Here is a 14,943-nt window from a genome sequence, read left to right as displayed (position 1 = left end):
CTTCGCTGCGGCTTCGCTGCTGCGAACCTCGACGTGCATCTTACGGAGAGTGGTTGCCCACCGGGAGTCCCTATCTTTTTGGAGGTTTCAGGGGGTCACCCGGTACTCTGGTCTGCGGCGGTGGCCCACGGCGCGTAGCGTCGGGTGCTGCCTGCTGTCCGGGGCCTTAGCTCAGTTGGTAGAGCGCTGCCTTTGCAAGGCAGATGTCAGGAGTTCGAATCTCCTAGGCTCCACACACAAAGTCCCCCTTGAACTGCGGAAACGCAGTTCAAGGGGGACTTTTTCGCTCTGTTCGGCTCTCGGTCAGGGGCGCTCGTCCGGGTCCTGGCCGTCCAGGGTGCCCTCTGCCTCGGCTTCGGCCTGCTTGGCCCGGACCTCGGGGTCCAGGACCGCCGGATCGCTGCCGTCGACCGAGGTCAGCGGGGCGCGGTCGTCGACCTCGGTGGGGGCGGGGGGCTCGACCAGCCAGTCGGGGTTGGCCTGCTTGTCCCACCAGCGCCAGGCGGCGTAGGCGGCGCCCGCCAGGAGGCCGGCCACGGCCAGGCCCTTGAACGCGCGGCCGCAGGCGGCCCGCCGTTCGTGCTTCCGGGCCAGCTTCCTGATCTCCTTCGGCGTGACCTGTCCGCGCAGAGCGGCCAATGCGGCCGCGCTGCGGGCCGTGGCCTCGGAGGCCACGGGCTGGGCGGCGGCGATGGCGTGCTCGACGCGCGGAACGGTGTAGTCCGCGGCGCTCCGGGCGGCCTGGCGGGTGCGCAGCGCCGCGCGCTGCGCCGCGTCGTCGACCTTGGGGGGTACGTGTGCGAGGGCGAGTTCGAGACGTGGTGCGAGGTGCGCGTCGTACTGGACACGGGCCTGCTGAGCTGCCTTCGACACCTTCGGCGCGAGCAGTGTGCGTGCCTCGTGCGCGTAGTGAACGGCCTGCTCCTTGGCCGAGTCGGCGTAGGGCGCCACCACTACCGCGGCGTGCTGCACGCTGTCCCTCGCCGAGTCGGTTGCGGCGCGCACGCTGTCGATGCGGGTCACGGGATCCTCCTCCTTGGTGGCGGGTAGGTACTCCGCCTATCCACCCAGTTCGAGATCATGCCTGCAGGGGACCTGTGCGGCACGCGGAGCTGGCATCCGGGTCATTCAGGTCATCAGGGATGCCCTGGGGCAAGCAGGTGCAAGGGGAGCCTGTCGATGACAATGCCACGGTTCGGTCCGTCACGCGCTGGTTCGTCACGCACTTGGCCGCATTTGTTGTCGCACGGCTGCCGGCCGGGAGTGAGGCCGCGAGGGGGCGCGACGGTGGGCGGGCCGGGTGCGGCGCGGCCGGGCCGGGCGCCGGGCGGGGTGGTCCGTGCGAGGATCGGCTGACGTCAGATCAGACTTACGGAAGGCAGACCGTGGCCGAGCAGCTTTACGCCACCTTGAAGACCAATCACGGCGACATCGAGATCCGGCTTCTGCCGAACCACGCGCCCAAGACGGTCAAGAACTTCGTCGAGCTCGCCACCGGTGAGCGTGAGTGGACCCACCCGGCGACGGGAGCCAAGTCCAAGGACCGGCTGTACGACGGCACCGTCTTCCACCGGGTCATCAGCGGCTTCATGATCCAGGGCGGCGACCCGCTGGGCAACGGGACCGGCGGCCCGGGGTACGAGTTCGGCGACGAGTTCCACCCCGACCTGGCCTTCACCAAGCCGTACCTGCTGGCGATGGCCAACGCCGGCCCGGGCACCAACGGCTCGCAGTTCTTCGTGACCGTGTCGCCGACCGCCTGGCTGACGGGCAAGCACACCATCTTCGGTGAGGTGGTGGACCCGGCGAGCCAGAAGGTGGTGGACGCCATCGCGGCCACGGCGACGAACGCGCGCACCGACCGCCCGGTGCAGGACGTGGTCATCGAGTCGGTCGTGGTCGAGAAGCGCTGATCGCCCGACGTCACCGTCCGGTCACTCTCCGGTCCTCCTGCCGGGAACCAACCGCCCTGTCCGTCCGTACTTGATGTGAGGGCGGACGCGCAGGGCGGTGCCGTGTGCGCTGTCGCCACGACGAGGACCGAGGGGACCGCGCATGGGACCGATGGACCAGCAGCCACCGGGCGGCCAGGGCCCGACCCCGCCCGCCGGTGGTCCGGTCAGCTGTTATCGCCACCCCGGCCGTGAGACGGCGATCCGCTGCACCCGCTGCGACCGGCCCATCTGCCCGGACTGCATGGTCAGTGCCTCGGTCGGCTTCCAGTGCCCGGACTGCGTGCGCCAGGGGTCGGGTACGGGACACCACCCGGCCGCCGCCCGGCCGCGGACGATCGCCGGCGGTGCGGTCGCGGCCGACCCCCGGCTGATCACCAAGATCCTGCTGGGGATCAACGCCGCGGTGTTCCTCGCCGTGCTGGCCGACGACGCGCTGACCAATGACCTGGCGCTGCTGGGCCAGGCTCCGTACTACCTGGGCGGCCCGGTCGAGGGTGTCGCCGAGGGCCAGTGGTACCGGCTGGTCACATCGATGTTCCTGCACGAGGCGGTGTGGCACTTCGCCTTCAACATGCTGGGGCTGTGGTGGCTCGGCGGACCGCTGGAGGCAGCGCTCGGACGCGCCCGCTATCTCGCGCTCTATCTGGTCTCCGGCCTGGCGGGCGGCGCCCTGACCTATTGGCTCGCTCCGCAGAACCAGCCCTCGCTGGGCGCCTCGGGCGCCATCTTCGGCCTGCTGGGAGCCACGGTCGTCCTGATGCGCCGGCTGAACTACGACATGCGCCCGGTGTTCATGATCCTCGCGCTCAACCTGGTCATCACCTTCAACCCCTGGGGCGGAATCGCCTGGCAGGCGCATGTGGGCGGACTGATCGCGGGCGTACTGATCGGGATCGGCATGGTGCACGCGCCACGGGAGCGGCGGAACCTCGTGCAGTTCGGCACCTGTGCCGCGGTGCTGGCCGCGGTGGTCCTGATCGTGGTGGCGAGAACGGCGGCGCTGACATAGGCGGGCGGCGACGCCATGAACTGGTCTGCCGCGCAAGCTGTCAGCCCGATATGGACCATTTGTGATCGAAGTTGTCCACAGTGTGTAGCTGATCTTGTGCATGATGCGGGCATAACTGTGCCCCTTGCCGCTGAGCTGGGTTTTTCCAGCCAGGACAAGGGGCGTGCCACCTGCGTCGAGGGGTGGCTGCAGTCACACCGGCGTCAACGGCCGAGGAGTTATCCACAGATCGTCTGACCTTTTCCCCCGCCTGTGGATAACGCTGTGGGTAACTCAGGGCAAGGGTTGCGGGACCAGGGTCCGCTGTGGTGCTACGCGGTCTGTGGAGCTACTTCCACTGGGTCGAGACGCCGAAGCCGCCGGCGATGAAGCCGAAGCCGACGACGATGTTCCAGTTCCCCAGCGAGTCGATCGGCAGGTCGCCGTCGGTCACGTAGAAAACGACGATCCAGGCCAGTCCGATCAGGAACAGCGCCAGCATCACCGGCGCGACCCAACTGCGATTGGTCAGCTTTATGTTGGTTGCCTGCTTCGCCGGAGGGGGCGTGAAGTCGGCCTTCTTGCGGATACGTGACTTCGGCACGAGGAACTCTCCTGTCGATGCGCTGCGTGACCGCGCAGGGAACTGTGGCTGACGCCGGGGCTGGGCGCGAGGGGGAATGCTGCCTCCCCCGGGCGTCCGTTAGCGTAGTGCTTCCGTGGCGCCGAAGGAGATAAGGGTACGTTGAGCAATTCTGCCGACTCTCCCCCAGGCCCGGTCCGGCGCACCTTCCGGCATCCGGCCAAAGTGCTCACGGCTGCCGTTTTCGCCCTGGCCGGCCTCATCTTCGTCACCAGCGCCAATACCGCCAAGGGCACCAATATCCGTACGGACTCCTCGCTGCTGAAACTCTCCGATCTCATTCAGCAACGCAGTGAGAAGAACGCCGTCCTGAACGAGTCCGTGGCCTCCGTGCGCGACGACATCGACACCCTCGCCGAGCGAGACGGCGGCAGTACCGAGGCGGAGGACGCCAGGCTCAAGGCGCTGGAGCGGGCCGCCGGCACCGCGAAGCTCTCCGGCCGAGCCGTCTCCGTCACGCTGAACGACGCCCCGCAGAACGCCACGGCGAGCCCCGGCTACCCCGATCCGCAACCCAATGACCTGGTCATCCACCAGCAGGACCTCCAGGCCGTCGTCAACGCCCTGTGGCAGGGCGGCGCCCGTGGCATCCAGGTCATGGACCAGCGGCTGATCTCCACCAGTGCGGTGCGCTGCGTCGGCAACACCCTGATCCTCCAGGGCCGGGTCTACTCGCCGCCGTACAAGATCACCGCGGTCGGTGACCCCGGAAAGCTGGAGCAGGCGCTCGACGCCTCCCCGGCGATCCAGAACTACCTGCTGTACGTGAAGGCGTACGGGCTCGGCTGGAAAGTCGACGAGCGCGAGGCGGTGACTCTTCCCGGCTACTCGGGCACAGTGGATCTCCACTATGCGGAGCCGGTGAAGTAGCGAGCAGCTGCGGGGAGGCCGACCGGTGTCGGTGCGACTGATCGTCAGGACGTTCAGCGAGCTGTGCATCACCGTCGGCGCCCTGATCATCCTCTTCGTGGTCTACGTCCTGTTCTGGACCGGGGTGAAGGCGGCGGGCGCGACCGAGGGACAGATCGACGACCTGCAGAACCAGTGGGCGCACGGGGCGGTGACCGCACCCGCCCCGCAGGCCACTGAGGAGACCCCGAAGCCGTCGGCCCCGGCGCCGGCCCCGAAGGCGTACCGCGACGGGAAGCCGTTCGCGATGCTCTACATACCCCGCTTCGGTAAGGACTGGGAGTGGCCCGTCCTGGAGAACACGAAGGTCAGGACCCTGCAGAAGGGGCTGGGGCACTACCGGGGCACCGCGGCGGCGGGCGCGACCGGCAACTTCGCGGTGGCCGGGCACCGGCGCACCTACGGCGACCCCTTCAAGGACTTCCCGAAGCTGCGCCCCGGTGACGCGGTGATCGTGACGGACGGGACGACGTGGTTCACGTACCGCATCGACAGGAAGCCCTACCGGACCGTGCCGAGCGATGTCGGTGTCATCGACCCGGTCCCCCGCAAATCCGGCTTCGACGGACCCGGCCGCTATCTGACGCTGACCACCTGCGAGCCCGAGTGGGGCAGCAGTCACCGCCTGATCGCCTGGGCGCACCTGGACGCGACCCAGCCCGTCACCGACGGGAAGCCCGCGGCTTTCCACAGCTGACCCACGGCGATGCCCCGGCCCTTTAGTCTGGTCCCGTACCGAATGGAGGGGTCAGCATGTACGGCTGGATCTGGCGGCATCTGCCGGGCAACGCGTGGGTGCGTGGGTTCATTTCGCTCGTGCTCGCCCTGGCGGTCGTCTACGTCCTGTTCCAGTACGTCTTCCCCTGGGCGGAGCCACTGCTTCCGTTCGGCGACGTGACGGTGGACGGCGACGGCACGAACGCGATGGGGGCCGGCCGATGAGCGCCCGCATCCTCGTCGTCGACAACTACGACAGCTTCGTCTTCAACCTCGTCCAGTACCTCTACCAGCTGGGTGCCGAGTGCGAGGTGCTCCGCAACGACGAGGTGACCACGGCCCACGCCCAGGACGGCTTCGACGGCGTCCTGCTCTCGCCGGGCCCCGGCACCCCCGAGCACGCGGGCGTCTGCGTCGACATGGTGCGGCACTGCGCGGCGACCGGTGTCCCGGTCTTCGGCGTCTGCCTGGGCATGCAGTCGATGGCGGTGGCGTACGGCGGCGTGGTGGGCCGCGCCCCGGAGCTGCTGCACGGCAAGACGTCCCCGGTGATCCACGCGGGCAGGGGCGTCTTCGCCGGTCTGCCCTCGCCCTTCACCGCGACCCGCTACCACTCGCTCGCCGCCGAACCGGACACGGTCCCCGAGGAGCTGGAGGTCACCGCGCGGACGGCCGACGGCATCATCATGGGGCTGCGCCACCGGGAGTTGGCGGTCGAAGGGGTGCAGTTCCATCCGGAGTCGGTGCTCACCGAGCACGGCCATCTGATGCTGGCGAACTGGCTGGCGCGGTGCGGTGACGCCGGAGCCGTCGAGAGGTCGGCGGGACTCGCGCCGGTGGTGGGCAAGGCCGTCGCGTGACGCCACCCCGCCATGGATCCGACGCCGGACAGGACGGCCCGTACGAACCGGGCGGTTTCGAGGCGGCGGTGGATCACCTGGCGGACCCGTTGAACGACCCGCTGCCGGGGCGGCACGCGTCGCCGTGGTTCCGGGCGGAGAACACCCCCGCCGGGCAGGCGGTCGCGGACGGGGCGACGCCCCCGCAGGTGTCACACGGGCCACAGACGGCCCAGGACCCTCCGAGCGAGTGGTACGACCCCGAGGGATACGAACGGGACTGGTACGGCCGCCAGGAGCCCGCGCAGGCCCCGCCCGTGACCGGGTCGCCCGTGGCCGGGGCACCCGTCGCCCCTGCCGAGCCGCTGCCCCGCCACGAGGAGACCGTGGCGCTGCGGAAGGCGGAACCCCGGCGCGTAGTCGTCGCCGACCAGGCGGCGACCGCGGTCCTGCCGGTGACGACGATCCGTCCTCAGCCGGACCTCGGTCGCGATGCCGGCCCCGGGGACGGCGGCCCCGGGGAAGCCGACGGACCGGACGCCTCCGCTCCGGCCACCGGTGGACGGGCCGAGCGGCGCCGGGCGGCGAAGGGGCGCGGGCGCAGGCGCGGCGACGGGCAGCCGGAGACCGCGGCGGCGGGCGGCCCGGATGCCACGCCCCCGAAACCGATGTCGCGCGTCGAGGCACGGCGGGCGGCCAAGGCGGCGAAGGACAGCCCCGCGGTCGTGGTCAGCCGGGTGGTCGGCGAGCTGTTCATCTCGCTGGGCGTCCTGATGCTGCTCTTCGTCACGTACCAGCTGTGGTGGACGAACGTGCGCGCCGACCAGATAGCCGGCAAGGAGACGCACAAGATCCAGGACGACTGGGCCAAGGGCAAACGCAGCCCCGGCGTCTTCGCACCGGGTGAGGGCTTCGCCATCATCCACATTCCGAAACTCGACGTGGTCACGCCGATCGCCGAAGGCATCAGCAAGGAGAAGGTCCTCGACCGCGGCATGGTCGGGCACTACGGCGAGGAACCACTGCGCACGGCGATGCCCTCGGACAAGCAGGGCAACTTCGCCCTGGCCGGCCATCGCAACACCCACGGCGAGCCCTTCCGCTACGTCAACCGGCTGAAGCCCGGCGACCCGATCGTGGTCGAGACGCAGGACGCCTACTACACGTACGAGATGACGAGCGTCCTTCCCCAGACCTCGCCGTCCAACGTGTCGGTCATCGACGCGGTGCCGCCGCAGTCGGGGTTCAAGAAGCCCGGCCGCTACATCACCCTGACGACCTGTACGCCCGAATTCACGAGTACGTACCGTTTGATCGTCTGGGGCAAGATGGTCGACGAACGGCCGCGCAGCGAGGGGAAGCCCGACGCGCTCCTGGACTGAGCGGGCCGAGACATCACGACAGGGACGGTGCGGTGGCAGCGAGGACCGAGGACGAAGAGCAGACCGACGAGGCCGCGCCCCCGGTGCGGCTCAGGGGCCGTCACCCCGTCGCGACCGCCGTCAGCGTCTTCGGCGAACTGCTGATCACCGCGGGCCTGGTGCTCGGCCTCTTCGTCGTCTACTCGCTGTGGTGGACGAACGTCCTGGCCGACCGCGAGGCCACCAAGCAGGGCCACACCGTCCGCGACCGCTGGGCCGACGGCCCGGGCGCGCTGGACACCAGGGACGGCATCGGCTTCCTGCACGTCCCGTCGATGAAGAACGGCGAGGTGCTCGTCAAGAAGGGCACCGACACCGAGACCCTCAACGACGGCATCGCCGGCTACTACACCGATCCGGTGAAGTCGGCGCTCCCGTCCGACAAGGAGGGCAACTTCACCCTGGCCGCCCACCGCGACGGGCACGGGGCGAAGTTCCACAACATCGACAAGGTGCGGACCGGGGACGCGATCGTCTTCGAGACCAAGGACACCTGGTACGTCTACAAGGTCTTCAAGGAGCTCCCCGAGACGTCGAAGTACAACGTCGACGTCCTCCAGGCCGTGCCGAAGGGCTCGGGCGCCAAGAAGGCCGGCCGCTACATCACGCTGACGACGTGCACCCCCGTCTACACGTCGAAGTACCGCTACATCGTGTGGGGCGAGCTGGTGCGTACGGAGAGGGTCGACCACGACCGTACGAAGCCGGCGGAGCTGCTCTGATCGGGAGGCGACGACAGACACAGGGCCCCGGTCACCGTTGAGGTGACCGGGGCCCTGTGCTTCTGAACCGTGGTGCGTTCTACCGGCCGTTCCCGCCGCCCAGGAGACCGTTCCCGTTCCCGCCGCCCCCGCCGCCCATCGTCGTGAGCGTGATGGTGGTGGCGGCAGGGTCGGCCTGGGTGCCCGGCTGCGGGTCGCTGCCGGTCACGAAGGCGTTGTCGTCACCCGAGCTGCCCTCCGCGAACTGGATGTTGGTGAAGCCGGCCTGGGCCAGTTCCGCCTTGGCCTGGGACACCGGCTTGCCCAAGACCTGCGGAACAGCGACCGTCGCAGGCTGCGTCGGGCCCTTGGACACCTTGAGGATGATCGAGGTGTTCTTGCCCACCTTCTCGTCGGCCGCCGGGTTCTGCTCGACGACCTCGCCCGCGGGCTTCTCGTTGTCGACCTCGGACTTGCCGATGTTGGTGAAGCCGAGCTGGGTGAGCTGGGCCACCGCTTGATCCCACGAACGGCCGGTCACCGGAGGCACCGCGATCAGCTTCTCCGTGGCGACCGTGAGCTTCACCTCGGAGTTCTTCTCAGCCTTCGAGTTGCCCTTCGGCGTCTGGTCCAGGACCGTGCCCGGGTCGGCATCGGAGGACTCGACGGAGTTGACCGTGACCGTGAAGCCCTTTTCCTCAAGCTGCTTGCGGGCGCTCTCCTGGGACTTCTCCGTGACGTCCGGCACCTCGACCTTCGGCGCACCGCTGGAGACGAAGACCGTGATGGTGTCGTTCTCCTCGACCTGCGCGCCCTTCTCGGGCGTCTGCCGGCAGATCTTGCCCGCGGGCTGCTGCTCGCACTCCTCCTTCGGGCCCTGCTTGAGGATGGTGTTGGTGTTGTCGGCGAGCAGCTTCGCTTCCTGGATCGTCGAGCCGACCATGTTCGGCGCACCGAACGTGCCGTCGCCGCTGTCCCCGTCGCCGCCGAAGACGGACTTGCCGATGAGGATCGCGCCGATCAGCACCAGGATGCCCGCGACGATCAGCAGGATCGTCGAGGTGTTGCCCTTCTTCTGCCGGCGGCGGTCGGGGCGGTCGTCGTAGCCGTAGCCGCCGTCGTCCGGGTTGACCGGCGGCAGCATCGACGTCGGAGCGCCGTTCTGGTCCGCGGCCCGCAGGGCGGTGGTCGGCTGGTCGTTGTCGTAACCGCCGTAGCCGCCGTACCCGGCCGCGCCCATCGCCGCGGTTGCCGCGACCGGCTGACCGTCGAGGCAGGCCTCGATGTCGGCGCGCATCTCGTCCGCCGACTGGTAGCGGTAGTCGGGGTCCTTGGTGAGGGCCTTCAGCACGATCGCGTCCATCTCGGGCGTGATCTCGGGGTCGAAGTTGCTGGGCGGCTGAGGCTCTTCCCGTACGTGCTGGTAGGCCACCGCGACGGGCGAGTCCCCGACGAAGGGCGGCCTGACGGCCAGCAGCTCGTAGAGCAGGCAGCCGGTGGAGTACAGGTCGGAGCGCGCGTCCACCTGCTCGCCCTTGGCCTGCTCCGGGGAGAGGTACTGGGCGGTGCCGATGACGGCCGCGGTCTGGGTCATCGTCATGCCGGAGTCGCCCATGGCGCGGGCGATGCCGAAGTCCATGACCTTGACCTGGCCGGTGCGCGTCAGCATGACGTTCGCCGGCTTGATGTCGCGGTGCACGATCTGGGCGCGGTGCGAGTACTCCAGCGCCTGAAGGATCCCGACGGTCATCTCAAGGGTGCGCTCGGGCAGCAGTCTGCGGCCGGAGTGGAGCAGTTCCCTGAGCGTCGACCCGTCGACGTACTCCATGACGATGTACGGGATCGAGACCCCGTCGACGTAGTCCTCACCGGTGTCGTATACCGCGACGATCGCCGGGTGGTTGAGCGAGGCGGCGGACTGGGCCTCACGGCGGAACCGGGCCTGGAAGGACGGGTCGCGGGCGAGGTCCGCCCGGAGCGTCTTCACAGCTACGGTGCGGCCGAGCCGGGTGTCGTGAGCGAGGTAGACCTCGGCCATGCCACCACGGCCGAGCACCGAGCCCAGCTCGTACCGGCCGCCGAGGCGACGCGGCTCTTCCATAACTGTTCCAGCCCTCTCCGTCAGTCCTGACCGCACCGGTGTGCGGTCCGGCGGTGTGCTGTTCGCGCATACGCTACCGGCCGCGCACTAGCTGATCGGCCCGCAGGCAATACCTGATATCCGACCGGTATCCGCGGGCGTGGATTCGGGGCCGGTTGTGAGCGGTGTCACTTCTTGCTGTCGATGACGGCCTTCATGACGTCCTTCGCGATGGGTGCGGCCAGTCCGCCACCGGAGATGTCGTCGCGGTTGGCGTTGCTGTCCTCGACGACCACGGCGACGGCCACGGGCGAGCCGTCGTCCGTCTTTGCGTAGGAGATGAACCAGGCGTACGGGTTCTCGCTGTTCTTGAGACCGTGCTGAGCGGTACCCGTCTTGCCGCCCACCGTGACGCCGTCGATCTTGGCGTTCGTGCCCGTGCCGGTGTTGACGACCGTCTCCATCATCTGCTGGAGCTTCTGTGCGTTCTCACCCGAAATCGGCTGGCTGAGCTGCTCGGTCTCGTGGGTGTAGATGTCGTCCAGGCTGGGCGACTGCCGCTTGGCCACCATGTACGGCTGCATCAGCTTGCCGTCGTTGGCGACCGCCGCGACCACCATGGCCATCTGGAGCGGGGTGGCACGGTTGGACGCCTGGCCGATGCCGGCCATGGCGTTCTGCGGACGGTTGTCCTTCGGGTAGATGCTCGCGGCGGAGCGGACCGGAGTGAAGATCTCCTTGTTGAAGCCGAACTTGTCGGCCTGGTCGATCATCTTCTGGTTACCGAGGTCGTCGCTGATCTTGCCGAAGACGGTGTTGCAGGACATCCGCAGCGCTTCGCGGAGCGAGGCGTTCTCGCACGGGATGTTGCCTTCGTTGGGCAGGGGCTGCCCGGTGGTCAGCGGCAGACGCCAGGGCAGCGGCGACTTCGTGTCCGCGTCGATGTCGGTGTAGAGCCCGTTCTCCAGAGCGGCTGCCGCGGTGACGACCTTGAAGGTCGAGCCGGGCGGGTAGGTCTCGCGCAATGCCCGGTTGAGCATCGGCTTGTCCTTGTCCTTCTGGAGCTTCTGCCAGGCCTCGGAGTCCTTGTCGGAGTTGCCCGCGAAGGTCGAAGGGTCGTACGACGGGGTGCTGGCGAGCGCCAGGATGGCGCCGGTCTGCGGGTCGAGCGCGGCGACGGCGCCCTTCTTGTTGCCGAGGCCCTCGAACGCGGCCTTCTGGGCGGCGCTGTTGAGCGTGGTGACGACGTTGCCGCCCTGCTTCTCGTCGCCGGTGAACATCGACATCGTGTTGTCGAAGAAGAGCTGGTCGTCGTTGCCGGTGAGGATGCCGTCCTCGATGCTCTCGAGCTGCGTGGCGCCGAAGGCCTGTGAGGAGTAACCGGTGACGGGCGCCCACATGGGCCCGTTCTTCCAGACCCGCTTGTACTTGAAGTCGCTGTCCTTGGTCTCGGCGGACCCGGTGATCTCGGCGCCACCGTCGACGATGATGTTGCCGCGCTCGTGTGCGTACCGCTCGATGCGGACGCGGCGGTTCTCGTCGCGGGTGTTGAGCTCGTCGGCCTTCACGTACTGGAGGTAGTTCGTCCGTGCGAGCAGGGCGAAGATGAGGACGCCGCAGAAGATCGCGATCCGGCGCAGGGGCTTGTTCACGGGCGGACCACCTGGGTCATCTCGGCGTCGGAGGACGGAGCGGGGGTGGGTGCCGGCCGACGGGCCGTGTCGCTGATCCGGATCAGGATTCCGATCAGCGCCCAGTTGGCGATCACGGACGAACCACCGGCGGCGAGGAAGGGCATCGTCATGCCGGTCAGCGGGATGAGGCCCATGACGCCGCCGGCGACGACGAAGACCTGGATCGCGAAGGCGCCGGAGAGGCCGATCGCGAGGAGCTTGCCGAAGGGGTCACGCGCGGCAAGGGCTGTGCGGACGCCGCGCTCGACGATGAGGCCGTAGATCAGCAGGACGGCCATCATTCCGGCGAGACCGAGTTCCTCACCGACGGTGGAGAGGATGAAGTCGGCGTTGGCGGCGAAGCCGATCAGGTCGGAGTGGCCCTGGCCCCAGCCAGTACCCAGGGTGCCACCGGACCCGAAGGACATGATGGCGTTGCCGATCTGCTCGCAAGCGCCGTCCGTCGCGTAGCAGGCGAACGGGTCCATCCAGGCATCCACTCGCTGCTGGACATGGGACTCGAAAGTGGAGACCCCCACGGCACCGACGGCGGACATCAGCAGGCCGAAGACGATCCAGCTGGTCCGCTCCGTAGCGACGTACAACATGATCACGAAGAGGCCGAAGAACAGCAGGGACGTGCCGAGGTCGGTCTCGAAGACGAGGATCAGGATCGACAGCGCCCAGATGACGAGGATCGGGCCGAGGTCTCGTCCACGGGGCAGATACATGCCCATGAAACGACGGCTGGCCAGGGCCAGGGCATCACGTTTCACCATGAGGTAGCCGGAGAAGAAGACCGCGATGATGATCTTCGCGAACTCGCCGGGCTGGATGGAGAAGGGACCCAGGCTGACCCAGATCTTCGCGCCGTTCACCGCGGGGAAGAACATCGGCATGATCAGCAGGATCAGCGCCGCGACCATGGAGATGTAGGTGTACCGCTGCAGGATGCGGTGGTCCTTGAGGATCACCAGCACGCCGACCATCAGCGCTACGCCGATCGCCGAGTACATCAGCTGCTTCGGAGCATCCGGGGTGTACGTCCCGAAGAGGTTCTCGGCCCGTTGGATCAGTCGTTCCGACTGGTCGAGCCGCCAGATCAGCACCAGGCCCAGCCCGTTGAGCAGTGTGGCCAGCGGCAGCAGCAGCGGGTCCGCGTACGGGGCGAACTTGCGCACCACGAGGTGGGCCACGCCGCCGAGCAGGATCAGGCCGAGGCTGTATCCGATCATGCCGGAAGGCAGCGAGCCGTCGATCGCGAGGCCCACGTTGGCGTAGGCGAACACCGAGATGGCGATGGCGAAGACCATCATCATCAGTTCGGTGTTGCGCCGGCTCGGTGCGTCGATCGCGCCGATCGTGGTCGTGTTGGTGACAACGCTCATGGTGCTGAAGGCCCCCTACGGCTTTACTGCTTACCGCACTGCGGGACCAGCTTCTTCTCTTCCTCCGAGAGGCTGGGACCGGGAGTGGGAGTCGCTGAAGTCTGCTTGGTCTTGGCGTCGGACGTCGCGGACGTCTTGGTGGCGTCCTTGTCCGTGCCGGCGGCCTGGCCCTCGTCGCTGGGGGCGTTCTTCTCGGCTGCGCGGCGCTGTGCGTCCTTCTTGCAGGCGGTCGCCTGCGTGGCGAGCTCGGTGATCTTCTCGCGGGCGTCGGCCAGGCTGCCCTCGGCGATGGTCGCCTCGACCTGCTTGCGCTGGTAGGGCGGGAGGTACTTGAGTTCGATCTCGGGGTGGTCCGTCTCGACCTTCGAGAGCGAGACCCACGCCAGGTCCTGGCTGATGCCCCGGTACAGCGCGACGTTGTCGTTCTTCGCGCCGACGAAGTACTGGGTCTGGGTCCAGCGGTAGCCGCCGTACGCACCGCCGCCGATGACCGCCAGGGCGAGCACGATGTACAGGGACCGCTTGAGCCACTTGCGGCCGCCGGACTTCACGAAGTCGTCGTCGGAGTAGGAGCCGAAGGCCCCGTCCGGCAGGCCGTCGTAGCCGACGTCGTCACCGCTGCCGGGAGGGCCGAAGCCGCCCGCGGGCGGCGGGACGGGGCGGCCGAGGCCGGCCGCGCGTCCGGCGGGGGTCTGCATGGCGCCGCCGTCGTTCAGCTGGGCGGCCTGGTTCTCCGCGACGGCTCCGACGATGACCGGGGTGTCGTTGAGCTGCCCGGCCAGGGTGTCGTTGCTGTCGACGTCGAAGACGTCGGCGACGATGCAGGTGATGTTGTCCGGACCGCCACCGCGCAGAGCGAGCTGGATGAGGTCCTGGATGGTCTCCTGCGGGCCCTGGTAGCTGGCGAGTGTCTCCTCCATCGTCTGGTGGGAGACGACGCCGGAGAGCCCGTCGGAGCAGATCAGGTAGCGGTCGCCGGCCCGGACCTCACGGATGGAGAGATCGGGTTCGACGTGGTCACCACTGCCCAGCGCGCGCATCAACAGGGAGCGCTGCGGGTGGGTGGTGGCCTCCTCCTCGGTGATCCGGCCCTCGTCGACCAGCCGCTGGACCCAGGTGTGGTCCTGCGTGATCTGTGTCAGGACGCCGTCCCGCAGCAGGTAGGCGCGCGAGTCGCCGACGTGGACGAGACCGAGGCGCTGACCCGTCCACAGGAGTGCGGTGAGCGTGGTGCCCATGCCCTCCAGCTGGGGGTCCTCCTCGACCATCATGCGCAGCTGGTCGTTGGCCCGCTGGACCGCCGTACCCAGCGAAGTGAGGATGTCGGAGCCCGGGACGTCGTCGTCGAGCTGGACGAGTGTGGAGATCACCTCGGAGCTGGCGACCTCACCGGCTGCCTGGCCGCCCATGCCGTCGGCGATGGCGAGCAGACGGGGTCCGGCATAGCCGGAGTCCTCGTTGCCCTCCCGGATCATGCCCTTGTGCGATCCGGCGGCGAAGCGCAGGGAAAGACTCATGCGCACCTCGCCCGTCGGCTCGGGGTACAGCCGGTCTCGAGCCACACTGCCCACCCTCCGGTCGGGAGCCTGGCCGGGTCCGTTGCCCGGGCCGCCGCGGCTCGCTCGCTCC

At 68.6% G+C, this 14,943-nt stretch carries 14 protein-coding genes and 1 tRNA gene; 9 read left to right on the top strand and 6 right to left on the bottom strand.

Going from position 1 to position 14,943, the window contains the following annotated elements:
• The first annotated feature begins 160 nt into the window (after positions 1-160).
• Positions 161-233 (top strand) — tRNA-Ala (locus tag OG446_RS18435).
• Between the two features lie 70 nt (positions 234-303).
• Here the strand turns inward: OG446_RS18435 and OG446_RS18430 are convergent.
• Positions 304-1,023 (bottom strand): DUF5324 family protein, encoded by a 720-nt coding sequence (locus tag OG446_RS18430; protein WP_328895089.1) that lies wholly within the window; start codon positions 1,021-1,023, stop codon positions 304-306.
• Between the two features lie 362 nt (positions 1,024-1,385).
• Between OG446_RS18430 and OG446_RS18425 the strand changes: the two genes are divergently transcribed.
• Together OG446_RS18425 and OG446_RS18420 are read left to right on the top strand one after the other, a co-directional pair.
• On the top strand, positions 1,386-1,913 hold the full coding sequence (locus tag OG446_RS18425; RefSeq protein WP_328895088.1) for a peptidylprolyl isomerase: 528 nt from the start codon (positions 1,386-1,388) through the stop codon (positions 1,911-1,913).
• Between the two features lie 151 nt (positions 1,914-2,064).
• On the top strand, positions 2,065-2,964 hold the full coding sequence (locus OG446_RS18420; protein WP_328898336.1) for a rhomboid family intramembrane serine protease: 900 nt from the start codon (positions 2,065-2,067) through the stop codon (positions 2,962-2,964).
• A 328-nt stretch (positions 2,965-3,292) separates the two neighbouring features.
• Here OG446_RS18420 and crgA read toward each other — a convergent pair whose 3' ends face one another.
• Complete coding sequence (crgA, locus tag OG446_RS18415) at positions 3,293-3,547, bottom strand: cell division protein CrgA (RefSeq protein ID WP_136326732.1); 255 nt, start codon at positions 3,545-3,547, stop codon at positions 3,293-3,295.
• Between the two features lie 141 nt (positions 3,548-3,688).
• Between crgA and OG446_RS18410 the strand changes: the two genes are divergently transcribed.
• Genes OG446_RS18410 through OG446_RS18385 form a run of 6 tightly spaced genes read left to right on the top strand, consistent with a single transcriptional unit; the run spans position 3,689 to position 8,194 of the window.
• Positions 3,689-4,456: a DUF881 domain-containing protein gene (locus tag OG446_RS18410; protein ID WP_328895087.1), complete on the top strand. Its 768-nt coding sequence runs from the start codon at positions 3,689-3,691 to the stop codon at positions 4,454-4,456.
• 25 nt (positions 4,457-4,481) lie between these two features.
• Positions 4,482-5,192 (top strand): class E sortase, encoded by a 711-nt coding sequence (locus OG446_RS18405; protein WP_328895086.1) that lies wholly within the window; start codon positions 4,482-4,484, stop codon positions 5,190-5,192.
• A gap of 56 nt (positions 5,193-5,248) precedes the next feature.
• Positions 5,249-5,437, top strand: coding sequence for a hypothetical protein (locus OG446_RS18400; RefSeq protein WP_328895085.1), 189 nt, complete (start codon positions 5,249-5,251; stop codon positions 5,435-5,437).
• Positions 5,434-6,072 carry an aminodeoxychorismate/anthranilate synthase component II gene (locus OG446_RS18395; protein ID WP_328895084.1) on the top strand — a complete coding sequence of 213 codons (639 nt, stop codon included), beginning with the start codon at positions 5,434-5,436 and terminating at the stop codon, positions 6,070-6,072. The genes OG446_RS18400 and OG446_RS18395 overlap by 4 nt, the downstream gene beginning before the upstream one ends.
• Entirely contained in the window at positions 6,069-7,433 is a 1,365-nt protein-coding gene (locus OG446_RS18390) for a class E sortase (RefSeq protein WP_328895083.1), read from the top strand. The genes OG446_RS18395 and OG446_RS18390 overlap by 4 nt, the downstream gene beginning before the upstream one ends.
• 32 nt (positions 7,434-7,465) lie before the next feature.
• Positions 7,466-8,194, top strand: coding sequence for a class E sortase (locus tag OG446_RS18385; protein ID WP_328895082.1), 729 nt, complete (start codon positions 7,466-7,468; stop codon positions 8,192-8,194).
• Between the two features lie 79 nt (positions 8,195-8,273).
• Here the strand turns inward: OG446_RS18385 and pknB are convergent, their stop codons facing one another.
• The 4 genes from pknB to OG446_RS18365 form a co-directional block, all read right to left on the bottom strand.
• On the bottom strand, positions 8,274-10,274 hold the full coding sequence (gene pknB, locus OG446_RS18380; protein WP_328895081.1) for a Stk1 family PASTA domain-containing Ser/Thr kinase: 2,001 nt from the start codon (positions 10,272-10,274) through the stop codon (positions 8,274-8,276).
• Positions 10,275-10,441: 167 nt separating this feature from the next.
• Positions 10,442-11,905: a peptidoglycan D,D-transpeptidase FtsI family protein gene (locus OG446_RS18375; protein WP_328895080.1), complete on the bottom strand. Its 1,464-nt coding sequence runs from the start codon at positions 11,903-11,905 to the stop codon at positions 10,442-10,444.
• Positions 11,902-13,314: an FtsW/RodA/SpoVE family cell cycle protein gene (locus tag OG446_RS18370; protein ID WP_328895079.1), complete on the bottom strand. Its 1,413-nt coding sequence runs from the start codon at positions 13,312-13,314 to the stop codon at positions 11,902-11,904. Before OG446_RS18370 ends, OG446_RS18375 begins: the two co-directional genes overlap by 4 nt.
• Before the next feature lie 23 nt (positions 13,315-13,337).
• A complete protein-coding gene (locus tag OG446_RS18365) occupies positions 13,338-14,831 on the bottom strand; it encodes a Stp1/IreP family PP2C-type Ser/Thr phosphatase (protein WP_328895078.1) in 1,494 nt (497 codons plus the stop codon).
• Positions 14,832-14,943 lie beyond the last annotated feature (112 nt).

Source organism: Streptomyces sp. NBC_00236 (assembly GCF_036195045.1).
Lineage (GTDB): Bacteria > Actinomycetota > Actinomycetes > Streptomycetales > Streptomycetaceae > Streptomyces.
Note: the sequence above shows the minus strand (reverse complement) of the source record. Positions and strands in the feature narration are given on the sequence as shown.

What these genes read in the sequence shown, in the direction of transcription:
- OG446_RS18420 (WP_328898336.1), top strand. Translation starts at nt 2,065, where the DNA reads ATGGACCAGCAGCCACCGGGCGGCCAGGGCCCGACCCCGCCCGCCGGT.
- OG446_RS18400 (WP_328895085.1), top strand. Translation starts at nt 5,249, where the DNA reads ATGTACGGCTGGATCTGGCGGCATCTGCCGGGCAACGCGTGGGTGCGT.
- OG446_RS18395 (WP_328895084.1), top strand. Translation starts at nt 5,434, where the DNA reads ATGAGCGCCCGCATCCTCGTCGTCGACAACTACGACAGCTTCGTCTTC.
- pknB (WP_328895081.1), bottom strand. Translation starts at nt 10,274, where the DNA reads ATGGAAGAGCCGCGTCGCCTCGGCGGCCGGTACGAGCTGGGCTCGGTG.
- OG446_RS18370 (WP_328895079.1), bottom strand. Translation starts at nt 13,314, where the DNA reads ATGAGCGTTGTCACCAACACGACCACGATCGGCGCGATCGACGCACCG.
- OG446_RS18365 (WP_328895078.1), bottom strand. Translation starts at nt 14,831, where the DNA reads ATGAGTCTTTCCCTGCGCTTCGCCGCCGGATCGCACAAGGGCATGATC.